The sequence below is a fragment of the Streptomyces sp. NPDC007088 genome, assembly GCF_042869355.1.
In the GTDB taxonomy this organism is placed as follows: domain Bacteria; phylum Actinomycetota; class Actinomycetes; order Streptomycetales; family Streptomycetaceae; genus Streptomyces.
Genome location: NZ_JBIAFO010000016.1, coordinates 114714 through 136275 on the forward strand (window position 1 = coordinate 114714; position 21562 = coordinate 136275).

Genomic DNA, 21562 nt, shown 5'->3' on the forward strand with positions numbered 1-21562 from the left:
GCGGGGGGGGGGGGGCGGGGGGGGGGGGGGGGGGGGGGGGGGGGGGGCGGGGGGGGGGGGGGGGGGGGGGGGGGGGGGGCGCGGCGCCCCCCCCCCCCCCCCCCCACCGGCGTGTGCGTCGTGCCGAGGCCCAGGCGGGCCTCAGTTGGCCGTGCGGCCCTCGCCCTCCGACTCGGACTGCTTGGCCTCGACCTCGGGGTCGAGGCCGGTGACCTCGGCGGAACCGTCCACCGCGGTCAGGTTGGCGCCGGTCTCCGGAACCTCGGTCGGGGCCGGCGGCTCGACGAGCCAGTCCGGGTTGGCCTGCTTGTCCCACCACTTCCAGGCGGCGATGGCGCCACCGGAGAGGATGCTCAGGATCGCGAGACCCTTGACGAACTTCCCGGCCCGGCCCTTGCGCCGGTGCTTCTTCGCGAGCCGCTCGATCTCCTTGGGGGAGACCTGGCCGCGCAGCGCGGTCAGAGCGGCGGCACCGCGGGCGCTCGCCTCGTCACGGACGGGTCCGGCCGCGGACCTGACCTGCTCGATTCGCGGACGGGAGTACTCGGCGGCCTGCTTGGCCGCCTGACGGCCGTGCTTGGCCGCCTGACGCGCCGCCTCGTCGAGCTTCGGCGGGACATGCGTACGCGCCGACTCGATACGGGGTGCGAGATGGGCGTCGAACTGGAGCTTGGCCTGGTCCGCGGCTTGCGAGACCTTCGGTGCGAGCCGGGCGCGAGCCTCGCCCGCGTACTGCGTGGCGCGGCCCTTGGCAGAGTCGGCGTAGGGCGCCACCGCTTCCGCGGCGTGCAGCACGCTGTCCCTCGCCGAGCCCGTCGCGGCGCGCACGCTGTCGATGCGGGTCACGGGAATCCTCCTCCTCGGTGGCGTACGGTATTTCACCTTTCCACCCCTTCCGCGATCATGCCCGCTGGATCGCCGCGCGGCAGCTACGACGCGAGCATCCGGGTCACTTTGTAGGTATTCAGGATGATGTCGGAAGAGGGGTGGTTGTTGCGCTGGTGGCGGGCCGTGCACAAGGTCCGGCTCGCCGGGTGGGAGAACTTCTCCCGGGGACCATGCCACGACGGGTTCCCCCTCTGCGGGTGTTCAGCCATTACTCGTCCCAAACAGGTCCGTGGGAGGATCTGTGGAAAGACAGCAGCGCCGCTGAGAGCTTCCCGAAGCGCTTCGCCCGCTTCATCAGCACGCTTCACAGAAGACAACGGAAGGCAGATCGTGGCTGAGCAGCTTTACGCCACCCTGAAGACCAACCACGGCGACATCGAGGTGCGGCTGCTGCCGGACCACGCGCCGAAGACGGTCAAGAACTTCGTCGAACTCGCCAAGGGCGAGCGTGAGTGGACCGACCCGGCCACCGGCCAGAAGACGAACAAGCCGCTGTACGACGGCACCGTCTTCCACCGCGTCATCAGTGGCTTCATGATCCAGGGCGGCGACCCGCTGGGCAACGGCACCGGTGGCCCCGGCTACCAGTTCGGCGACGAGTTCCACCCGGACCTCTCGTTCAACAAGCCGTACCTGCTGGCGATGGCGAACGCGGGACCGGGCACCAACGGTTCGCAGTTCTTCATCACCGTCGGCGCCCCCGACTGGCTGAACAACAAGCACACCATCTTCGGCGAGGTCACCAGCGGAGCCAGCCAGAAGGTCGTGGACTCGATCGCGACGACGCAGACCAACCCGCGCACCGACCGTCCGGTCAAGGACGCGGTCATCGAGAGCGTCGTCGTCGAGCAGCGTTAGGGCCGAGCCCCCGACTCGCACCCGGACAGGACGGCGGCTCGCCACCGCCCGCCCCCGCGGCCTTCGCGGAAGGTTCCCGGAAGGACGCGGGAACGGCTCCGGTGCGTTCCGGCAAGGCTCCGGGAACAAAAGCGCCCCGCTCGTCCGTCAGGATGGGCGGGGCGTGTGCGTGGGTCGCGCGTCCTCGCGCACGGCTCAGGGAGGAAGAGGCCCGATGGATCCGTTGGACCCCAAGGACCAGGCGCCCGGTGCCCCGCAGGAGCCGGGCGGGGCGGCACAGACCTCGGGTCTCGCCCCCTGTTACCGGCACCCGGACCGCGAGACGGGTATCCGGTGTGTGCGCTGCAAGCGGCCCATCTGCCCCGAGTGCATGATCAGCGCCTCGGTGGGCTTCCAGTGCCCCGAGTGCGTACGGCAGGGCTCGGTCTCCTCCGGGCCTGCCTCCGGGAGCGGTGGGGGCGCGCGTCGCTGGGGCGGCGCCCGCGCGGACAACCGCCCGCGTACCGTCGCCGGCGGGGTCGTCGCCCGCGACCCCCGGCTCGTGACGAAGATCCTGCTGGGCCTGAACATCGCGGTCTTCGCGCTCGTACACCTCGTGTCGGACCCGAACCGCCTGCTCTCCGACCTGTTCATGATCGGCGCCTGGCCGGGCCCCGACAGCGGGATACACCCAGTGATGGGCGTCGCGGACGGCGAGTGGTACCGGCTGCTCACCGCGACGTTCCTGCACGAGGAGATCTGGCACATCGGGTTCAACATGCTGAGCCTGTGGGTGCTCGGCGGGCCTCTGGAGGCGGCTCTCGGCCGCGCCCGGTTCCTCGCCGTCTATCTGCTGTCCGGGCTCGGCGGCAGCGTCCTGACCTATCTGATCGCGAGCCCGACGGAAGCCTCGCTCGGCGCCTCAGGGGCGATCTTCGGGCTGTTCGGGGCGACGGGCGTCCTGGTGCGCCGGCTGCGGGCCGACTTCCGGCCGTTCGCCGCGATCCTCGCGATCAACCTGATCTTCACGTTCACGTGGAGCGGGATCGCGTGGCAGGCGCATGTGGGCGGGCTGGTCGTGGGGGCCGCCCTCGCCTGGGCCATCGTCTACGCGCCGCCGGAGCGACGCCGACTCGTGCAGTGGGGGAGTTGCGCGCTCGCCCTGGTGGTCCTGGTCGCCGCGGTCCTCGTCCGCACCGCGCTGCTCCTCTGAACGGCCTCTTCCCTGGGCCTCGGCTCTCGTGCGCGCGGCCCTCTAGCCCTGGGCCTCGGCTTTCGTGCGCGCGGCCTCTTCCCGGGCCTCCGTCCGCGCCCCGGCTTCAGTTGCCGGTGGGCGTACAGAAGGGGCACGGTGCTGCGGATATGCACAGGTGTTCGATCGGCGTCGACAGTTGTCCACAGAATGCCGGGGGCTCGTCGCCCTCAGTGCCCGGCCGGCCGGGGAACAGTGCGACCCCTGCCGCTGACCTGCTGATTTCGCAGGCGGACAGGGGTCGAACAAGGGTCCGTCTCCTGCGGTTGACGCCAGTCCTTCAGTCGCACCGGCGTCAACCGCGGATGAGTTATCCACAGATCGTCTGACCTTTTCCCCACTGTGGATAGCGCTGTGGATAACTCAGGGCAGGGCTTGCGTTCGGGCCGCACACGCCCCGGTCGCGGACACCGTACGCACCGCGGGTGAGGCTACTTCCAGCGCGTGGAGACGGCGAAGCCCGCGGCGATGAAGCCGAAGCCGACGACGATGTTCCAGTTGTCGAAGGAGTCCACCGGCAGACTGCCGTCCGTGACGTAGAAGACGACGATCCAGGCCAGACCGATCGCGAACATCGCGAGCATGAGCGGGGCCACCCAGCTGCTGTTGGTCAGCTTGATGTTCGCCGCCTGCTTCGCGGCCGGCGGCGGCGTGTAATCGGCCTTCTTGCGGATACGGGACTTCGGCACGAGGGGGCTCTCCTGTCGATGCGCTGTTCGGTGCACTGCCGGGCGGCGGTACACAGAACGGGGCGGGGCGCCGGACGACGCTCGGGTGGACCCCGGGGCCCTCCGGGCGTCCGTTAGCGTAGTGCTTCCGCGGCGCCGAAGGAGATCAGGGTACGTTGAGCAATTCTGCCGACTCCCCCACGAACGGTTCCAGCCCTGACCGGCACCGGTTTTCCTGGCGCCCCGTGCGACTGCTCACGCTCGCCGTCTTCGCCCTCGCCGGACTGATCTTCTTCACCAGCTTCAATACGGCCAAGGGGACGAATATCCGGACGGATGCCTCGATGCTGAAGCTGTCCGACCTGATCAAGGAGCGCAGCGACAAGAACGGCGAGGCCGAGCGGACCAACGGAGTCCTGCGCCGGAAGGTCGAGTCCTACGCCGCCCGCGACGACGGCCGCACCGACGCCGAGGACGCGCAGCTCAAGAGCCTCGAACGGCAGGCGGGCACCCAGAAGGTACGCGGCAGGGCGATCTCGGTGACCCTCACCGACGCGCCCCCCGGAGCCGGCCCCAAACTGCCCGGCTATCCCGAACCGCAGCCCAACGACCTCGTCATCCACCAGCAGGACCTCCAGGCCGTGGTCAACGCCCTGTGGAAGGGCGGCGCGAAGGGCATCGAGGTCATGGGCCAGCGGCTCATCTCCACCAGTGCCGTGCGCTGCGTCGGCAACACCCTGATCCTCCAGGGCCGCGTCTACTCCCCGCCCTACAAGGTCACCGCCGTGGGAGACCCCGACGACCTGCGCGACGCCCTGTCCGCCTCGCCGTCGATCCAGAACTACATGCTGTACGTCAACGCCTACGGACTCGGCTGGGACGTCGCCGACCAGGGCACGTACACGATGCCGGGTTACACCGGCACCGTCGACCTGCACTACGCGCGACCGGCCGGCTGAGCGCGCGCCCGCGGCGGGCGGTACCGCGCGGTGCCTCGCCGGGGCACGGCCCCGGGGCGCCGCTCCGGGTAAAGAACAGCCGTGCGCCGCCCCAAGGCTTTGCGCGGGCGCGCCACGAACGGCCCCTCGCCGCCTTTAGTCTGGAGCGGCACACTTCGGCAACGGCAAGTAGGGGCGGCATGTACGGGTGGATCTGGCGGCATCTGCCGGGGAACGTATGGATCAAGGCCCTGCTCTCCCTGGTCCTCGCCTGCGCGGTGGTCTACCTCCTCTTCCAGTACGTCTTTCCCTGGGCGGAGCCGCTGCTCCCGTTCAACGACGTGACCGTCGACCAGGGGATGGGAGCCGTCCGATGAACAGCGCCACCACCCCCGCGCGCATCCTGGTCGTGGACAACTACGACAGCTTCGTCTTCAACCTCGTCCAGTACCTCTACCAGCTCGGTGCCGAGTGCGAGGTGCTCAGGAACGACGAGGTGAGCCTCGCCGACGCGCGCCGTGAGCGTTTCGACGGGGTGCTGCTCTCCCCCGGCCCCGGCACCCCCGAGCGGGCCGGGGTCTGCGTGGACATGGTGCGGCACTGCGCCGGCTCGGGGCTCCCGGTCTTCGGGGTCTGCCTCGGGATGCAGTCGATGGTGGTGGCGTACGGCGGGGTCGTCGGCCGCGCCCCCGAGCTGCTGCACGGGAAGACCTCCGAGGTCCTGCACGAGGAGAAGGGCGTGTTCGCCGGCCTGCCCTCGCCGTTCACCGCGACGCGCTACCACTCGCTGGCCGCCGAGCCGGCCCGGGTCCCGGCCGCGCTGGAGGTCACCGCGCGCACCGGTGACGGGATCATCATGGGCGTCCGCCACCGTGATCTGCCGGTCGAGGGCGTCCAGTTCCACCCCGAGTCCGTGCTCACCGAGCACGGGCACCTCATGCTCGCCAACTGGCTCGCCGGCTGCGGGGACGACGGAGCGGTCGCGCGCTCCGCGGGGCTCGCGCCGGTGGTGGGCAAGGCCACGGCGTGACCACGCCGCGGTCCGGGCGTGACGCGGGCCGGGACACGCCGCCTCTCCGCCCCGCCGACGACGAGACGGTGGCCCTGCGGACCGTCGGCCTCCACCGCGCGGCCGGGGGCGCGGCGTCCGGCGCCGGGCCCCTCGTCCCCGGGCAGGGCCGTGCCGCCCGCCGCAAGGCGGCGCGGGGCCGCGGTGGCCGTCGAGGTAGCCGGGGCGGCTCGGGCGGGCGCAGAAGGGCCGCGGAACGCCCCGGCGGTCCGGATGACGGCGCCTCCTCCGCGCAGACGGCTCAGCCCCCGCTCAGCCGGGTCGAGGCGAGGCGGGCCGCGCGGGCCCGCAGGCCGAGCACCGGCGCGCGGGTCAGCGCGGTCCTCGGCGAGTTGTTCATCACGCTCGGCGTGGTGATGCTCCTGTTCGTCACCTACCAGCTGTGGTGGACGAACGTCCGGGCCCATCAGCAGGCCAGCGGCGCGACCCATCACCTCCAGGACGAATGGGCCGACGGGAAACGCAGCCCGGGGGCCTTCCGGCCGGGCGAGGGCTTCGCGATCATGACGCTGCCGACCCTCGACGTGGTCGTCCCGATCGCCGAGGGCATCGACAAGCACAGCGTCCTGGACAAGGGGATGGTCGGGCACTACGGGGAGGGCGGCCTGAAGACCGCCATGCCCGAGGACAAGCAGGGCAACTTCGCGGTCGCCGGGCACCGCAACACCCACGGGGAGCCCTTCCGGTACATCAACCGACTCAAACCGGGCGATCCGATCGTGGTCGAGACGCAGGACACCTACTACGTCTACCGGATGACCAGCATCCTTCCGCAGACCTCGCCCGCGAACACGGCGGTTCTGCGTCCGGTGCCGACCGGCTCGGGCTTCACGAAGCCGGGCCGCTACATCACGCTGACGACCTGCACCCCGGAATTCACCAGTACGTATCGAATGATCGTCTGGGGCAAGATGGTCGAGGAACGGCCGCGCAGCAAGGGAAAGCCGGATGCGCTGCTGTAGCGCACGGCGCGAAGGAACGGGGCACACACGGTGGTAGCGACCAGGGACCACGCAGAGGAGACCCAGGCTCCCCCGTCGGACGGCGGCCGTCCGCGCGGGCGCGGCAGAGTCGCCGGGTTCATGAGCCTCCTCGGGGAGCTGCTCATCACCGCCGGTCTCGTCCTCGGCCTGTTCGTCGTCTACTCGTTGTGGTGGACGAACGTGATCGCCGACCGGGAGGCCGGTAAACAGGGCGATCAGGTGCGGGACCACTGGGCCCAGGGGGCCTCGGGCCCCGGCGACCTCGACACCAAGGACGGCATCGGCTTCCTGCACGTCCCGGCCATGCACAACGGTGAGGTCCTGGTCAGGAAGGGCACGGAGACCAGCATCCTCAACGACGGGGTGGCCGGTTACTACACGGAGCCCGTCAAGTCGGCCCTTCCGCGGGACGACTCGGGGAACTTCACGCTCGCCGCGCACCGCGACGGGCACGGCGCCAAGTTCCACAACATCGACAAGCTCAAGGACGGCGACCCGATCGTCTTCGAGGACAAGGACCGCTGGTACGTCTACAAGGTCTTCGCGACCCTTCCCGAGACCTCGAAGTACAACGTCAAGGTCCTCGGCGCCGTCCCCACCGGCTCCGGCGTCAAGACCAAGGGGCGTTACATCACCCTGACGACCTGCACGCCGGTCTACACCTCGACGTACCGCTACGTGGTCTGGGGCAAGCTGGAGCGGATCGACAAGGTCGACAGCAAGCGCACCCCGCCGCCGGAGCTGCGCTGAGCGCTCAGGAGCAGCCGTGCGGGTGTCCCCATGTTTCACGTGAAACATGGGGACACCCGGCGTACGGGCATGTTTCACGTGAAACACACGGAGGGGCCCGGCCACCTGAAACGGTGGCCGGGCCCCTCCCCGTCGCTCTCCGCGCCGCTCGGACGAGTGCGGCGACCGGCTCTGTACCTCGCCGGTCAGCCGCCCATGAGCCCGCCCGGCAGCGTCTGCACGGTGACGGGGGTGTTCTTGTCCACCTCGCTGCCCGGCCGGGGGTCGGTGTTGATGACCCTGGCGTCCGGCTCTCCCGGCAGGCCCGGCTGGACGTTCACCTGGAGGCCGAGACCGCCGAGGATGCCCTGGACCTCCTGGAGCGTCTTGTTGCGGATGTCGTCCGGGATCTTGACCTTCTCGGGCTCTTCTTCCTCGGGCTTCTTCGCCGTCTTCAGGTACACCACCGAACCCGGGTCGGCCTGCGTGTTCGGCTGCGGGGTCTGCGAGAAGACCAGGCCCTCGTCGACCGTGTCGTTCTCCTCGGGGGCGCAGTTCGCCTTCAGCCCGGCCGTCTCCAGCAGGGCCGTGGCGTCGTCGCAGTTCTTGTTGCTGACGTCGGGAACGGTCGACATCTTCTTGGGCTTGGCGATCGTCAGCGTGATCGTCTTGCCGATGGCGAGGTCGGTGTCACCGGTGGGGTCCTGGTCGATGACATTGCCCTCCTTCTGCTCCGACTCGGCGGACTTCTGGTCCACCTCGAAGCCGAGCTTGGTGAGCTTGCTCTTGGCCTTGTCGAAGGACAGGCCCGTGACGTCCGGCACGGTCTCCTTCGGGGCTCCCGTCGACACCGTCAGCGTCACGACGTCGTTCTTCCGCACCTCGGAGTCGGCCGCCGGGTCCTGCGAGCACACGCGGTTCTTCGGCTGGTCCTTGCAGGTGTCCTTGACGGTCTTGATCTTGAGGTCGACGTTGGTGGCCATCTCACGTGCCCGGTCCACCGTCTGGCCCACGAAGTTCGGCGCCTGGAGGGAGCTGTCGTCGCCCTCGTCGTTGCCGCCGAACATATGCATGCCGAGCACGACGGCACCGGCCAGGACGAGGATGCCGGCGACCACGAGCAGGATCGTCGAGGTGTGGTTCTTCTTCTGCGGCTGCCGGCGCCGGCCGCGCGGCTCGTCGTACCCGCCGTCCTCCGGGTTGACCGGCGGAAGCATCGAGGTGGCCCCGCCGTTCTGCGCGCCCATCGCCGTCGTCGGCTGCTCCCCGCCGTAGCCGCCGCCGTACCCGCCCGGCGCACCCATACCGGCCATGCCCAGGGCGGCGGTCGCGCCGACCGGGCGGCCGTCGAGCAGCGCCTCGATGTCGGCCCGCATCTCGTCCGCCGACTGGTAGCGGTAGTCGGGGTCCTTGACGAGCGCCTTCAGGACGATGGCGTCCATGTCGGGCGTGATCTCGGGGTCGAAGACGCTCGGCGGCTGCGCCTCCTCCCGCACGTGCTGGTAGGCGACCGCGACCGGGGAGTCCCCCACGAAGGGCGGCCGAACCGTCAGCAGCTCGTAGAGCAGGCAGCCGGTCGAGTACAGGTCGGAACGGGCGTCGACGGTCTCGCCCTTGGCCTGCTCGGGGGACAGGTACTGCGCGGTGCCGATGACCGCGGCGGTCTGCGTCATCGTCATACCGGAGTCGCCCATGGCGCGGGCGATGCCGAAGTCCATGACCTTGACCTGGCCGTTGCGGGTCAACATGACGTTGGCCGGCTTGATGTCGCGGTGGACGATGCCCGCGCGGTGCGAGTACTCCAGGGCCTGGAGGATGCCGATGGTCATCTCCATCGACCGCTCGGGCAGCAGCTTGCGGCCGGAGTGCAGCAGTTCGCGCAGGGTCGAACCGTCCACGTACTCCATCACGATGTACGGGATGGAGACACCGTCGACGTAGTCCTCGCCGGTGTCGTAGACGGCGACGATCGCCGGGTGGTTGAGTGAGGCGGCGGACTGGGCCTCACGACGGAAGCGGGCCTGGAACGACGGGTCACGAGCCAGATCGACCCGGAGCGTCTTGACCGCGACCGTGCGGCCCAGGCGGGTGTCGTGGGCCAGGTAGACCTCGGCCATCCCACCGCGGCCGAGCACGTGCCCCAGCTCGTACCGGCCGCCGAGGCGACGCGGCTCTTCCATAGCTAATCCAGCCCTCTCCGTCGATCCCGACCGCACCCGTGTGTGGTCCGGCGGTGTGCTGTCCGGCATACCGTACCCGCCCCGCCGTGCGGGCCCCGGCCCAGATCGTCAAGCTGATATCGGACCGGTACCGCCACGTGCGCGGTTACCGGGCGCGGGTGACCGGGTTCACGCCCCGGGCGCCCGCTTTGTCCCGGCTTCCGTGCGCTTTGCGACGATACGTTCGGTCACCCGATGGATACCGTACGGTCACCATGCGCTCATCACCGGCTCACTTCTTGCCGAGCACGGCCTCCATGACGGACTTGGCGATCGGCGCGGCGAGACCGCCACCGGAGACGTCCTGGCGCGAGGTGGCCGCGTCGTCCTCCACCACGACGGCGACGGCGACCGGGGAGCCCTGGTCGGTCTTCGCGTAGCTCAGGAACCAGGCGTAGGGCTTCTCGCTGTTGTTCTCGCCGTGCTGCGCGGTACCGGTCTTACCGCCCACTGTGACGTTCGGAATGCGCGCCGCGGTTCCGGTGCCCTCCTTGACCACGGTCTCCATCATCGCCTGGAGCTTCTGCGCGTTCTCCTCGCTCAGCGGCCGGCTCAGCTCCTTCGGCTCGTGCTTCTCGATCGTGTCGAGGTTCGGCGCCTGGAGCTCGCGGACCATGTACGGCTCCATGAGCTTGCCGTCGTTGGCGACGGCCGAGGCGACCATGGCCATCTGGAGCGGGGTCGCCGCCGTGTTGAACTGGCCGATCGAGGACAGCGCGACCTGCGAGTCGTTCATGTCCTTCGAGAAGTTCGAGGCGTTCGAGCGGACCGGGACGAACTGCTGCTTGTTGAAGCCGAACTTCTCGGCCTCCTCCACCATCTTGTCGTTGCCGAGGTCGGCGCCGATCTTGCCGAAGACGGTGTTGCACGAGTAGCGCAGGGCGACCCGCAAGGTCGCGTTCTTGCAGGGGATGGACCCCTCGTTCGGCAGCGGCGTCCTGGTCCCCGGCATGATCCAGGGCAGCGGGGTGTCGGTGGGCGCGTCGATGTCGGTGTACTTGCCGCTCTCCAGCGCCGCCGCGGCCGTCACGATCTTGAACGTCGAACCGGGCGGGTAGGTCTCGCGCAGCGCGCGGTTCACGAGCGGCTTGTCCTTGTCCTTGTCGAGCTTGGAGAAGGTGTTGCCGTCCTTGGTGGTGATACCGGCGAAGGACGAGGGGTCGTAGGACGGCGTGGAGGCCAGTGCGAGGATCGCGCCCGTGGACGGGTCGATCGCGGCGACCGCGCCCTTGCCACGCGCCTTCAGCCCGTCGTACGCGGCCTTCTGCGCGTCCGCGTTGATCGTGGTGACGACGTTGCCGCCCTGCTTCTTCTTCCCGGTCAGCATGTCGAGCGTGCGGCGGAAGAAGAGCCGGTCGTCGTTGCCCGTGAGGATGTCGTCCTCCAGGCTCTCGATCTGGGTCGTGCCGATCAGCTGAGAGGCGTACCCGGTGACGGGGGCCCACATGGGCCCGTTCTTCCACGTCCGCTTGTACTTGAGGTCGGTGCCCTCGGTCGCGACGGAACCGGTGACCGGCTTCCCGTCGACGATGATGTCCCCGCGCGGCTGGGCGTAGCGGTCGATGGCGATACGCGGGTTGGCGTCGTCCTTCTGGAGCGAGTCGGCCTTCACGTACTGGAGCCAGTTGTCGCGGATGAGCAGGGCCATGACGAGGAGCCCGCAGAAAATGGCGATCCGGCGCAGCGGCTTGTTCACGGTCGGACCACCTGGGTCATCTCGGCGTCGGGGGAGGGCGCGGGCGCGGGTGCCGGGCGCCGGGCGGTGTCGCTGATCCGTAGGAGGATGCCGATGAGCGCCCAGTTCGCGATGACGGAGGAACCTCCGTACGCGAGGAAGGGCATCGTCATACCGGTCAGCGGAATGAGCCCCATGACGCCACCGGCGACGACGAAGACCTGGATCGCGAAGGCGCCGGAGAGCCCGGCCGCGAGCAGTTTGCCGAAGGGGTCGCGCGCGGCGAGCGCGGTGCGCAGCCCCCGCTCCACGATCAGTCCGTAGATCAGCAGGATCGCCATGATGCCCGCGAGGCCCAGTTCCTCGCCGAAGGTGGCGAGGACGAAGTCGGAGTTGGCGGCGAACTTGATCAGGTCCGAGTTGCCCTGGCCGAGGCCCGTGCCGAGGACGCCTCCGGAGCCGAAGGACCACAGCGCCTGCATGGCCTGCTCGGAGTGCCCGGGTACGCCCTGCCGGCTGAGCGCGAACTCGTGCATCGGGTTGAGCCAGGCCTGGACGCGGCCCTCGACGTGCGGTTCGAAGGAGGCGACGCCTACCGCGCCGACCGCGGACATCAGCAGGCCGAAGACGATCCAGCTGGTGCGCTCGGTCGCGACGTACAGCATCACGACGAACATGCCGAAGAACAGCAGCGAGGTACCGAGGTCGGTCTCGAAGACGAGGATCAGGATCGACACGACCCAGACCACGATGATCGGGCCGAGGTCACGGCCGCGCGGCAGGTACAGCCCCATGAAGCGGCGGCTGGCCAGCGCGAGCGCGTCCCGCTTCACCATCAGGTAGCCGGCGAAGAAGATCGCGATGACGATCTTCGCGAACTCACCGGGCTGGATGGAGAAGCTGCCGACGTGAATCCAGATCTTCGCGCCGAAGACGTTCATGCCGAGTCCCGGCACGAGCGGCAGCAGCAGGAGGACGAGGGAGCCGACCATCGAGATGTAGGTGTAGCGCTGCAGGACGCGGTGGTCCTTGAGCAGCATCAGGACGCCGACGAACAGCGCGATGCCGATCGCCGAGTACATCAGCTGGTTGGGCGCCGAGGGGCTGAAGGAGCCGAACTGGCGCTTGGCCAGGTCCTGGAGCCGCTCCGACTGGTCCAGCCGCCAGATGATGACGAGCCCGAGGCCGTTGAGCAGCGTCGCGAGCGGGAGCATCAGCGGGTCGGCGTACGCGGCGTACCGGCGGACCACGAGGTGCGCGACGCCCGCGAGCAGTCCGAGGCCGAGGCCGTAGCCGAGCAGCCCCGTGGGCATCTTGCCGTCGATCGCGAGCCCCACGTTCGCGTAGGCGAACACGGGGATGACGACGGCGAAGACCAGGAGGGCGAGTTCGGTGTTGCGGCGGCTCGGGGCGCCGATGGAACCGATCGTGGACGTGTGTGTGGTGCTACTGCTCATGGCGTGGAATGGCCCCCAACGGCTGCTTACTGCTTACCGCACAGCGGGACCAGCTTCTGCTCTTCCTCCGAGAGGCTGGGGCCGGGCGTAGGACTCGGTGTGGTCTTGGGCTTCGGGTTCGCGGTCTCGGAGGACTTGCCGGACGCGGCGGAGTTGCCGGCGTCCTTCTTGTCCTTCTCTGCGGCCGCGTCGTTCTTCTCCTGCGCGGCGCGACGCTGCTCGTCCTTCTTGCAGGCGTTGGCCTGAAGCTCCAGTTCGGCGATCTTCTTCTGGGCGGCGCCGCGGCTGTCCTCGGTGATCGTGTTCTCGACCTGCTTCTTCTGGTACGGCGGCAGGTACTTGAGTTCGATCTCGGGGTGGTTCTTCGACACCTTCGAGAGGTCGATCCAGCCGAGGTCCTGGCTGATGCCCCGGTACAGCGCGACGTGCTCGTCCTGGGTGCCGACGTAGTACTGGGTCTGGGTCCAGCGGTAGCCGCCGTACAGACCGCCGCCGATGATCGCGAGGGCGAGCACGGTCCACAGGGAGCGCCCGATCCACTTGCGGCCGGAGCGGGGCTTGTCGTAGCCCTCGGCCCACTCGTCGTACTCCCCCTCGGTGGCATACGCGGGGGACTCGCCGCTGCCGGGGGCGCCGAAGCCGCCCTGCGACGGGACCGGCCGGCCCAGGCCCGAGGCGCGCCCGGCCGGGGTCTGCATGGCGTTGTCGTCGTGCTGCTGGTGCTGGTTCTCGGCGACCGCGCCGACCACGACCGGGGTGTCGTTGAGCGCCCCGGCGAGAGTGTCGGAATTGTCGACGTCCAGGACGTCGGCGATGATCACCGTGATGTTGTCGGGGCCGCCGCCGCGCAGCGCGAGCTGGATCAGGTCCTGCACGGTCGCCTGCGGGCCCTGGTAGCTCGCGAGGGTCTCCTCCATCGTCTGGTGGCTGACGACACCGGAGAGACCGTCCGAGCAGATCAGGTAACGGTCGCCGGCCCGCACCTCGCGGATCGAGAGATCCGGTTCCACGTGGTCGCCGCTGCCCAGCGCGCGCATCAGGAGGGAGCGCTGCGGGTGGGTGGTGGCCTCCTCCTCGGTGATCCGGCCCTCGTCCACGAGCCGCTGCACCCAGGTGTGGTCCTGGGTGATCTGCGTCAGGACGCCGTCGCGCAGCAGGTAGGCGCGGGAGTCCCCGACGTGGACGAGGCCGAGGCGCTGCCCGGTCCACAGCAGGGCGGTGAGCGTCGTGCCCATGCCCTCCAGCTGCGGGTCCTCCTCGACCATGACGCGCAGCTGGTCGTTGGCGCGCTGCACGGCCGCGCCCAGCGAGGTGAGGATGTCGGAGCCGGGGATCTCGTCGTCCAGGTCCACGAGGGTCGAGATGACCTCGGAGCTGGCGACCTCACCGGCGGCGGCGCCGCCCATGCCGTCCGCGATGGCGAGCAGGCGGGGGCCCGCGTAGCCCGAGTCCTCGTTGCCCGGCCGGATCATGCCCTTGTGCGATCCGGCGGCGAAGCGCAGGGACAGGCTCATACGCACCTCGCCCGTCGGCTGTTCCGGGGACAACCGATCCTGTCGAGCCACACTGCCCACCCTCCGGTCGGGAGCACGGACTGGTCCGAGTAGAGGACCGCCGCGGCTCGCTCGCTCCGCTCGCTCATTGTCGTACTACTTCCGCAGCTCGATCACGGTCTTGCCGATGCGGATCGGCGCGCCCAGGGGCACCGGGGTCGGTGCGGTGAGCCGGGTCCGGTCCAAGTACGTGCCGTTGGTGGAACCGAGGTCCTCGACGATCCACTGACCGTCGTGGTCCGGGTAGATCCTGGCATGCCTGCTGGAGGCGTAGTCGTCGTCCAGCACGATCGTGGAGTCGTGCGCCCTGCCGAGGCTGATGGTCTGGCCCTGGAGGGCGACCGTGGTCCCCGTCAGGGTGCCCTCGGAGACGATCAGTTTGGTGGGGGAGCCCCGCCGCTGGCGGCCCGCCTGCTGACGCTGCGGGGGCGGGGCGGCGGCGGCCCGGGGCTGCTGGGCCCGGGTGTCGCCCCGCTGGGACCTGCGCTGCGATCCGCGCTGCGTGACACGTGTGCCGAACAGGTCGCTGCGGATGACCTGGACGGCCACGATGACGAACAGCCACAGAACAGCCAGGAAACCCAGCCGCATGACCGTCAGGGTCAGCTCTGACATTGCCCCCGCTTCACCCTTCGGCTTGCCGATAAACGATGGTCGTGTTGCCCACGACGATCCGCGAGCCGTCGCGGAGCGTAGCGCGGGTGGTGTGCTGCCCGTCCACCACGATGCCGTTGGTGGACCCGAGATCCTGGATCGTCGAGGGCGTTCCGGTCCGGATCTCGCAGTGCCGGCGGGAGACGCCGGGATCGTCGATCCGCACGTCGGCTTCGGTGCTGCGGCCCAGCACCAGCGTCGGGCGGGTGATCTGGTGCCGATTGTTGTTGATCTCCACCCAGTGCCTGGTCCGGCCACCGGCCACCGGACCGGGGCGCCCGGCCGGCGCCGCGTGCGGGTGACCGGGCGGCGCCGCGTGCGGGTGACCGGGCGGCGGCCCCGCGGGCATCGGCGGCGCGGAGACGGGCTGCGGGGGGTAGCCGTAGCCGCCGGGGGCGGCGTGCGGCGCGGGGCCGCCCTGCGGGGCCTGGGGGCCCTGCGGGCCCTGGGAGGTACTGGAGGCCAGGGTGCGGCTGCGGACCCGGTAGAGACCGGTGTCCAGATCGTCGGCCTTCTCCAGGTGGACCTTGATGGTCCCCATAAAGGTGTAGCGCTGCTGCTTGGCGTAGTCGCGGACCATGCCGGCCAGCTCGTCGCTGAGCTGGCCGGAGTAGGGACTCAGCCGCTCGAAGTCCGGGGTGCTCAGCTCGACGATGAAGTCGTTGGGGACCACGGTGCGGTCCCTGTTCCAGATCGTGGCGTTGTTGTCGCACTCGCGCTGTAGGGCGCCGGCGATCTCGACGGGCTGCACCTCGGACTTGAAGACCTTGGCGAAGGTGCCGTTGACCAGACCTTCGAGGCGCTGCTCGAACCGTTTCATGACTCCCATGAGGCACCTCCTTCTCCGCTGCCGTCCTGATACTGCTTACTGATCGTATCCACGCGCCGGGAAAACGGGTGGTTCCCCCTGGCCGCCCGAGCGACGAGTGTCGCCTCTCACAAGACGTCCCCGCGCGATGCCCGGCCGAAGCCCGAATCCGTTGCCGCGCCCCCGGGTTGAGGGATCACGTGCTCCGGAGAAGGGGCCCCTGGAACTGGGATCGTAAGGCCGCTCAGAGCCCAGTGTCCCCCACCTGCGCGAGGACACACTCCCGCCGGTGCGCACGGGGGGCCGCGAACCGGCCGGGAGCGCCCCGGGAGCTGCCGGGTGCCAGGTCGGGGGTGGCGGAGGGGGCTGGTCCCGGCTCCGGGTGCCCCGTCGAATGCGAGGTGAATCCACCCGGCGCACCGTGCTAATCTTCAGATGTCGAAAGGCGCTCCCACCGCACAGCGGAGGGGGTCAACCCGGAGACAACACCCATGCGCGGGTGGCGGAATAGGCAGACGCGCTGGATTCAGGTTCCAGTGCCCGAAAGGGCGTGGGGGTTCAACTCCCCCCTCGCGCACAGCGGGACATCGCAAGCGGTGTCCGAACGCATCGCGAAAGCGGGCTCATCGATCATGATGGGCCCGCTTTTTCGTGTCCCGTTGTCGTTGCCGTTGCCGTTGCCGTCGTCCGCCCGCGCCGCAGGTCCGGGGTGCCGCCGTGGGCTGCCTTGTCCCGCCCTCGTCGCGCGCCTTGTCGCGTGCGGGTCGCGCGGTGGCCGTGCTTCGCCCGCCCTCTTGCCTTCGGGCCGCCGCACCCGTGCCCGCCGTCCGCCGTCTGTCTTCGGGGCCTTCGCCGCCGTTCGTGATCTTGGTGTGAGGAAGGTCTCACAGGTCCCACGCGTGTCCCGTCCCGTTTGTCCGTACGGCGAAGGCCCGCGCGACCGGATCGCGCGGGCCTTCGCCGTACGGGTGCTGCGGTGGCTCAGGAGCCGCCGAGTCCGGAGCCTGGTGCTCAGGTGCTCAGGTGCTCAGGTGCTCAGGTGCTCGGGTGCTACGGAGCGCGGCGCTCAGGCGCTCAGGCGGGCGGCCAGGGCGCGGGCCTTGGTGTCGGCGTCCTCGTGGGCCTTGACGCGGCTGGCCTCGGCGAGCGGGCGGAGGGAGGCCATCTCCTCCTTGACCGGGGCCAGGGTCAGCTCGGGAACGATGAAGTCGACCTCGGCGCCGAGCAGCCCGGTGAGCACCGACTCCAGGTAGTTCTGCACGAACTCGAAGCTCTCGCGCGGGGTGCCGGGCGCGTAGGAGCCGCCGCGGCTGGCGACGACGGTGATCGGCAGGCCCTTGACGGTGGACTCGTCCCCGCCGGTACGGCCGATGACGATCACCTGATCGAGCCACGCCTTGAGCGTCGAGGGGATCGTGAAGTTGTACATCGGGGCGCCCAGGAGCACCGCGTCCGCGGCCTCCAGTTCGGCGACCAGCTCCTCGCGCGCCGCGACGGCGGCGTTCTGCGCCTCGGTGCGCTCGGCCGGGGCCGTGAAGTCGGCGGAGATGGCGTTCCAGTCCAGGTGCGGGGCGGGGTTGGTGGCGAGGTCGCGGTAGACGACCGTGCCCTCGGGGTGGGCCTCCTGCCAGCTCTTGACGAAGGCGGCGGTGACCTCGCGGGACGCGGAGCCCTGCGGGAAGAGCGAGGAGTCGATGTGCAGAAGCGTGGCCATGGGGATCTCCAGAAGGGGAGGTGACACCGGCTGGGCGGCGACGGCGTCGGGGTGGTTCCGTACGTAACTATTGATAACACAGCTACTTACTTTTTTTCACCTACGAGTTCTCGGGCAGTAGCCTGGAGGCATGGTCGGTATCGGGGAGTACTCGGACGAGGGCGTCGGCGGGGCGGGCACACAGCCCTGCGGCCAGGTGGACCGCAGCATCACGCTGGTGTTCGGTCTGCTCGGCAAGCGCTGGTCCGGGCCGATCGTCTCCGTGCTCCTTCAACAGCCCGTGCACTTCTCGGAACTGCGGCGGGCCATCCCCGGTATCAGTGAGCGCATGCTCTCCGACCGGCTCAGTGAGCTGACCTCGGCGGGTCTGGTCGTACGGGAAGTGGACGAGGGGCCGCCGCTGCGAGTCGTCTACCGGCCCACGGAGGCGGGTGCCGCTCTCGGTCCCGCCCTTGAGGAACTGGCCCAGTGGGCCGAGACGCATCTGGTGGACGACGAGGGCCGGAATCCGTGTACTGAGGCGGCTGCCGCGACCAGGGCCGTGGCGGAGGGCCGGGGGCGCGCCGAGGGGGACGCGGTCTGCTGAGAGGTTGACCTCGCCCGGGTCGGCCGCCTTGTCCTCGGGTGCTTGGAGGGGGATCGTCCCTGCGCTCTCGCTCCTTCTCCCGTGCCCCATGTTTCACGTGAAACATGGGGCACGGCCGGTCTCCGTGGCGGCCCGGGGGCGTAGGGTGCGGCCGTTCGGAGCGAGGGGGCGTGCAACGTGACTGAGGTAACGGATTCGGCGGTCGGCCGTCCGGTCGGCGGTACGGCGGTGCCGGGCACCGGAGGGGGCGTCGGGACGGCTCCCGGCGCGGGCGTGGTCGCCGGTGCCGTTCTGGGTGCGGGTGCGGGTGCGGGTGCGGGTGCGGGTGCCGATGGCCGTGCCGGTGTTGGGCCCGGCCCGCGCATACCGGAGGTGGCCGGGTTCGCTTCCCGGCACGCCGGGCGGGGTGCCGGTGGCTCCCCCAGGGCGTACGGGAAAGGGCTTCGCGGCGCGGTGCCGCGCGGCTCGCACGATCTGCTCGTGATCGACGTGGGGCGGCCCGACGCCGTGACGGCGATGGAGGAGTCCAACCGGGGACGGCTGCCCGAACTGACGCCGATACGCGCGGGGCGGATGGCCGCGAGCCCCTTCGCCTTCCTGCGGGGCGCCGCCGGACTCATGGCGTACGACCTGGCGCGTACCCCGGTCACCGGTGTCGGCGCGCAGATATGCGGGGACGCGCACGCCGGGAACTTCGGTCTGTACGGGGACGCGCGCGGCGGGCTGGTCATCGACCTCAACGACTTCGACGAGACCGTGCGCGGGCCCTGGGAGTGGGACGTGAAGCGGCTCGCGGCCTCGCTCGTCCTGGCCGGCCGGGAGGCCGGGGCCGGCGAGGAGGACTGCGCGCGGGCGGCGCGGGACGCGGTGGGCTCCTACCGGCGCACGATGCGGATGCTCGCGAGGCTTCCGGTGCTCGACGCGTGGCACGCGATCGCCGACGAACGGCTCGTCTCGCACGCCGACGCGAAGGACGTCGTCGGCACCCTGCGCAAGGTCTCCGACAAGGCGCGGCGCAACACGAGTGCGCGGTTCGCCGCGAAGTCGACCGAGGCGGCGGCCGGGGGCGGGCGTCGTTTCGTGGACGCCCTGCCGGTACTGCGCCGGGTGCCGGACGCGGAGGCCGCCGCCGTCGCGCTCGCCCTCGGCGCCTACCTGGAGACCCTTCCCGAGGACCGGCTGCCGCTTCTGGCCCGGCACGCCCTGCACGACGTCGCCTTCCGGGTCGTCGGGACGGGCAGTGTCGGGACCCGCTCGTACGTCGCGCTGCTGCTCGACCACCGGGGCGAGCCCCTCGTGCTCCAGGTCAAGGAGGCGCGGCGCTCCGCGCTCGCTCCGCACCTCGCGGGCGTGGGTTTCGCCCCGGCCCCGGTGGCCCACGAGGGGCGGCGCGTCGTGCTCGGGCAGAAGCGGATGCAGGTGGTGAGCGACACGCTGCTCGGCTGGACGACGCTGGACGGCCGGCCCTTCCAGGTACGGCAGTTCCGCAACCGCAAGGGCAGCGTGGACCCCGTCGCACTGGCTCCAAAGCAGCTCGACGACTACGGGCGGATGACGGGGGCGCTGCTCGCGCGGGCCCACGCGCACAGCGCCGATCCCCGGGTGATCGCCGGGTACTGCGGGAAGAACGAGCGGTTCGAGGAGGCCGTGGGCCGGTTCGCCGTCGCCTACGCGGACCGGACCGAGGAGGACCACGCCCACCTCGTCGAGGCCGTCCGGCTCGGGAAGGTCGCGGCGGAGACCGGGGTGTAGGGCGGCCCGTGGCCGGTAGCGGGGAAGGGAGACCTGTGGCCCGTGGCCGGTCGGGTGGGAGGGGACCCGTGGGTGGCCTCCCGGTCGGTTCTGGGGCGAGGGGGACCCGTGGGTGGCCCCCCGGCCGGTCCTGGGGCGAGGGCGGCCGGGGGCGTCACGGGCCGGGCTCCGGCTCTCGTCCTCCCGGCCAGGCCGGGGCGTGCCCTACGCTGGTCGGGTGACCATCCCGGAAGCCGATCCCACGCATTCCGCTCCTTCAGGTGACACGCCCGCCACGGCCTCGGGCGAGGCGCGGCCGGAGGACCGTCTCGAACGGGCGGTCCGCGTCGCCGAGCAGGCCCTCATCGAGTACGAGATCGCGGTCGAGACCTTCCGCGTGGAGGTCGAGAACTTCTCCCGGCTCCACCACCAGCGGCTCGGGCCCATGTACTCGCGGCTCGACGAACTCGACGCGCTCATCGCGGAGGCGCGGGCCGAGCGCTCCGGCGAGGCCGAGGACCGCAGGCGGGCCGAGGAGGCGCGGGCCCAGGTCCTGGCGATGCCCGGGGTCGAGGAGCTGTTCCACGGGTGGATGGGCTCCGAGGGGCTGTGGCCGGAGGCCGCCGCGATGCTCACGGACCAGCCGGTGCGGCCGCCGGAGCGGGTACGGCCGAGCGAGGAGGCCCGCGCGCTGTACCGGGAACTCGTCCGCAAGGCGCACCCCGATCTGGTCCAGGACGAGAAGGAGCGCGCCCGGCGCGACGACTTCATCAGCCGGGTCACGACGGCCTACGCACGCGGTGACGAGGCGGGACTGCGCGAGCTGTCCGCCGAGTGGGAGGCGGGCCCCGCCCCCGCACAGGACCGTTTCGGGCGCAGCGAGGAGCTGTACGCACGGCTGGAGTGGCTGGCCCAGCGCAAGGAGATGCTGAGCGCGGTCGCCCGGGAGCTGGAGGAGGGGGCGATCGGGTCCATGCTCAAGCTGGCCCCCGACGACCCGGACCGGCTGCTGGACGAGGTGGCCGAGCAACTGCTCGCGCAGGTCGCGGAGCGCGAGAGGGAACTCGCCTCGCTCGTGTCCGCCGCCTCCGCCGCCCCCGCCACGTCTGCTCCGGCGGACGCGGAGGACGGTGGGGCGGGCGGTCCGCAGGCGGAGGCGCACGGTGGCCCGCAGGGCGACGCGGGCGCGGGCGGCGGGGTCTAAGGGCTGTCCGCCGCGTGACGCCGTGCTCGACCTCTCGCGGTGCCGGCCCCGGACCCGAGTACGTCGCGTACGCGGCCCTGGGGGCGGTGTCCCGGCAGCACGCGCGTCTGACGCCGCGTGGCCGCCCTGCGGGCGACGACGGGAAGGGGCGGACAGGCCTCGCGTCCACCGGGCCGGGCGCCGCGTGGTCGGGGCCGGTGGGTGGCCTTCGGGTAGCGTCTCACCCATGCATTTCGGATCTTTGCCCAGTGTCGGTGTCGGTGAGCTGTCGGACGACGACTTCCTGCTGGACGTCCGCGAGGACGACGAATGGCAGGCAGGTCACGCCGAGGGGGCGCTGCACATTCCGATGAGCGACTTCGTCGCCCGCTACGGCGAGCTGACGGAGGCGGCCCCGCAGGACGCCAAGGTCAACGTCATCTGTCGCTCCGGCGGCCGTTCCGCTCAGGTCACGATGTACCTCGCCCAGCAGGGCCTCGACGCCGTCAACGTCGAGGGCGGCATGCAGGCGTGGGAGGCGGCGGGCAAGCCGGTGGTGGACGACAAGGGCGGCGCCGGTTTCGTCATGTGAGCCGGTGCGGTCTCCCCAGGGAGCCG

General features: G+C 70.6%; 20 protein-coding genes and 1 tRNA gene. 12 read left to right on the forward strand and 9 right to left on the reverse strand.

Going from position 1 to position 21562, the window contains the following annotated elements; all coding sequences use genetic code 11:
* Positions 1–141: 141 nt before the first annotated feature.
* Entirely contained in the window at positions 142–846 is a 705-nt protein-coding gene (locus ACFYMP_RS23865) for a DUF5324 family protein (RefSeq protein ID WP_388861207.1), read from the reverse strand.
* Between the two features lie 372 nt (positions 847–1218).
* Between ACFYMP_RS23865 and ACFYMP_RS23870 the strand changes: the two genes are divergently transcribed.
* Together ACFYMP_RS23870 and ACFYMP_RS23875 are read left to right on the forward strand one after the other, a co-directional pair.
* Entirely contained in the window at positions 1219–1746 is a 528-nt protein-coding gene (locus tag ACFYMP_RS23870; protein ID WP_388861210.1) for a peptidylprolyl isomerase, read from the forward strand.
* A 214-nt stretch (positions 1747–1960) separates the two neighbouring features.
* Positions 1961–2938: a rhomboid family intramembrane serine protease gene (locus ACFYMP_RS23875; RefSeq protein WP_388861213.1), complete on the forward strand. Its 978-nt coding sequence runs from the start codon at positions 1961–1963 to the stop codon at positions 2936–2938.
* 470 nt (positions 2939–3408) lie between these two features.
* Here ACFYMP_RS23875 and crgA read toward each other — a convergent pair whose 3' ends face one another.
* A complete protein-coding gene (crgA, locus tag ACFYMP_RS23880; protein WP_388861216.1) occupies positions 3409–3666 on the reverse strand; it encodes a cell division protein CrgA in 258 nt (85 codons plus the stop codon).
* A gap of 155 nt (positions 3667–3821) precedes the next feature.
* Between crgA and ACFYMP_RS23885 the strand changes: the two genes are divergently transcribed.
* From ACFYMP_RS23885 to ACFYMP_RS23905, 5 genes are all read left to right on the forward strand, one after another.
* On the forward strand, positions 3822–4604 hold the full coding sequence (locus ACFYMP_RS23885; RefSeq protein WP_388861219.1) for a DUF881 domain-containing protein: 783 nt from the start codon (positions 3822–3824) through the stop codon (positions 4602–4604).
* A gap of 179 nt (positions 4605–4783) precedes the next feature.
* The gene (locus ACFYMP_RS23890; protein ID WP_363145290.1) at positions 4784–4960 is read left to right on the forward strand and encodes a hypothetical protein; all 177 of its coding nucleotides are present in this window, start codon (positions 4784–4786) and stop codon (positions 4958–4960) included.
* Positions 4957–5613, forward strand: a complete 657-nt coding sequence (locus tag ACFYMP_RS23895; RefSeq protein WP_388861222.1) for an aminodeoxychorismate/anthranilate synthase component II — start codon at positions 4957–4959, stop codon at positions 5611–5613. Before ACFYMP_RS23890 ends, ACFYMP_RS23895 begins: the two co-directional genes overlap by 4 nt.
* A complete protein-coding gene (locus tag ACFYMP_RS23900; protein ID WP_388861329.1) occupies positions 5544–6614 on the forward strand; it encodes a class E sortase in 1071 nt (356 codons plus the stop codon). Before ACFYMP_RS23895 ends, ACFYMP_RS23900 begins: the two co-directional genes overlap by 70 nt.
* 30 nt (positions 6615–6644) lie before the next feature.
* Positions 6645–7385, forward strand: coding sequence for a class E sortase (locus ACFYMP_RS23905; RefSeq protein ID WP_388861225.1), 741 nt, complete (start codon positions 6645–6647; stop codon positions 7383–7385).
* Positions 7386–7570: 185 nt separating this feature from the next.
* Here the strand turns inward: ACFYMP_RS23905 and pknB are convergent, their stop codons facing one another.
* The 6 genes from pknB to ACFYMP_RS23935 form a co-directional block, all read right to left on the reverse strand.
* Entirely contained in the window at positions 7571–9544 is a 1974-nt protein-coding gene (pknB, locus tag ACFYMP_RS23910; protein WP_388861227.1) for a Stk1 family PASTA domain-containing Ser/Thr kinase, read from the reverse strand.
* A gap of 271 nt (positions 9545–9815) precedes the next feature.
* Positions 9816–11279 carry a peptidoglycan D,D-transpeptidase FtsI family protein gene (locus ACFYMP_RS23915; RefSeq protein ID WP_388861229.1) on the reverse strand — a complete coding sequence of 488 codons (1464 nt, stop codon included), beginning with the start codon at positions 11277–11279 and terminating at the stop codon, positions 9816–9818.
* The gene (locus tag ACFYMP_RS23920; protein WP_388861232.1) at positions 11276–12715 is read right to left on the reverse strand and encodes an FtsW/RodA/SpoVE family cell cycle protein; all 1440 of its coding nucleotides are present in this window, start codon (positions 12713–12715) and stop codon (positions 11276–11278) included. Before ACFYMP_RS23920 ends, ACFYMP_RS23915 begins: the two co-directional genes overlap by 4 nt.
* A 26-nt stretch (positions 12716–12741) precedes the next feature.
* On the reverse strand, positions 12742–14229 hold the full coding sequence (locus tag ACFYMP_RS23925; RefSeq protein WP_388861332.1) for a PP2C family protein-serine/threonine phosphatase: 1488 nt from the start codon (positions 14227–14229) through the stop codon (positions 12742–12744).
* Between the two features lie 135 nt (positions 14230–14364).
* Complete coding sequence (locus ACFYMP_RS23930; RefSeq protein ID WP_388861235.1) at positions 14365–14883, reverse strand: FHA domain-containing protein; 519 nt, start codon at positions 14881–14883, stop codon at positions 14365–14367.
* Positions 14884–14893: 10 nt separating this feature from the next.
* Entirely contained in the window at positions 14894–15751 is an 858-nt protein-coding gene (locus ACFYMP_RS23935; RefSeq protein ID WP_388861238.1) for an FhaA domain-containing protein, read from the reverse strand.
* Between the two features lie 472 nt (positions 15752–16223).
* On the opposite strand from ACFYMP_RS23935, the gene ACFYMP_RS23940 reads away from it, so the two are divergent.
* A tRNA-Leu gene (locus ACFYMP_RS23940) sits at positions 16224–16307 on the forward strand.
* Between the two features lie 489 nt (positions 16308–16796).
* On the opposite strand, the gene ACFYMP_RS23945 is transcribed toward ACFYMP_RS23940, so the two are convergent.
* Positions 16797–17444, reverse strand: a complete 648-nt coding sequence (locus ACFYMP_RS23945) for an FMN-dependent NADH-azoreductase (RefSeq protein WP_388861241.1) — start codon at positions 17442–17444, stop codon at positions 16797–16799.
* A gap of 130 nt (positions 17445–17574) precedes the next feature.
* On the opposite strand from ACFYMP_RS23945, the gene ACFYMP_RS23950 reads away from it, so the two are divergent.
* The 4 genes from ACFYMP_RS23950 (at position 17575) to ACFYMP_RS23965 (ending at position 21536) form a co-directional block, all read left to right on the forward strand.
* Positions 17575–18030: a winged helix-turn-helix transcriptional regulator gene (locus tag ACFYMP_RS23950; RefSeq protein ID WP_388861244.1), complete on the forward strand. Its 456-nt coding sequence runs from the start codon at positions 17575–17577 to the stop codon at positions 18028–18030.
* Between the two features lie 480 nt (positions 18031–18510).
* Positions 18511–19782, forward strand: a complete 1272-nt coding sequence (locus tag ACFYMP_RS23955) for a DUF2252 domain-containing protein (protein ID WP_388861246.1) — start codon at positions 18511–18513, stop codon at positions 19780–19782.
* Between the two features lie 217 nt (positions 19783–19999).
* A complete protein-coding gene (locus ACFYMP_RS23960) occupies positions 20000–20965 on the forward strand; it encodes a hypothetical protein (protein WP_388861249.1) in 966 nt (321 codons plus the stop codon).
* Between the two features lie 226 nt (positions 20966–21191).
* Entirely contained in the window at positions 21192–21536 is a 345-nt protein-coding gene (locus tag ACFYMP_RS23965; protein ID WP_363145301.1) for a rhodanese-like domain-containing protein, read from the forward strand.
* Positions 21537–21562: the final 26 nt, after the last annotated feature.

Excerpts from the sequence above, each read along its gene's own strand:
- ACFYMP_RS23875 (WP_388861213.1), top strand. The coding sequence starts at position 1,961 with ATGGATCCGTTGGACCCCAAGGACCAGGCGCCCGGTGCCCCGCAGGAG.
- ACFYMP_RS23890 (WP_363145290.1), top strand. The coding sequence starts at position 4,784 with ATGTACGGGTGGATCTGGCGGCATCTGCCGGGGAACGTATGGATCAAG.
- ACFYMP_RS23895 (WP_388861222.1), top strand. The coding sequence starts at position 4,957 with ATGAACAGCGCCACCACCCCCGCGCGCATCCTGGTCGTGGACAACTAC.
- pknB (WP_388861227.1), bottom strand. The coding sequence starts at position 9,544 with ATGGAAGAGCCGCGTCGCCTCGGCGGCCGGTACGAGCTGGGGCACGTG.
- ACFYMP_RS23920 (WP_388861232.1), bottom strand. The coding sequence starts at position 12,715 with ATGAGCAGTAGCACCACACACACGTCCACGATCGGTTCCATCGGCGCC.
- ACFYMP_RS23925 (WP_388861332.1), bottom strand. The coding sequence starts at position 14,229 with ATGAGCCTGTCCCTGCGCTTCGCCGCCGGATCGCACAAGGGCATGATC.
- ACFYMP_RS23930 (WP_388861235.1), bottom strand. The coding sequence starts at position 14,883 with ATGTCAGAGCTGACCCTGACGGTCATGCGGCTGGGTTTCCTGGCTGTT.
- ACFYMP_RS23935 (WP_388861238.1), bottom strand. The coding sequence starts at position 15,751 with ATGGGAGTCATGAAACGGTTCGAGCAGCGCCTCGAAGGTCTGGTCAAC.
- ACFYMP_RS23945 (WP_388861241.1), bottom strand. The coding sequence starts at position 17,444 with ATGGCCACGCTTCTGCACATCGACTCCTCGCTCTTCCCGCAGGGCTCC.
- ACFYMP_RS23950 (WP_388861244.1), top strand. The coding sequence starts at position 17,575 with ATGGTCGGTATCGGGGAGTACTCGGACGAGGGCGTCGGCGGGGCGGGC.
- ACFYMP_RS23965 (WP_363145301.1), top strand. The coding sequence starts at position 21,192 with ATGCATTTCGGATCTTTGCCCAGTGTCGGTGTCGGTGAGCTGTCGGAC.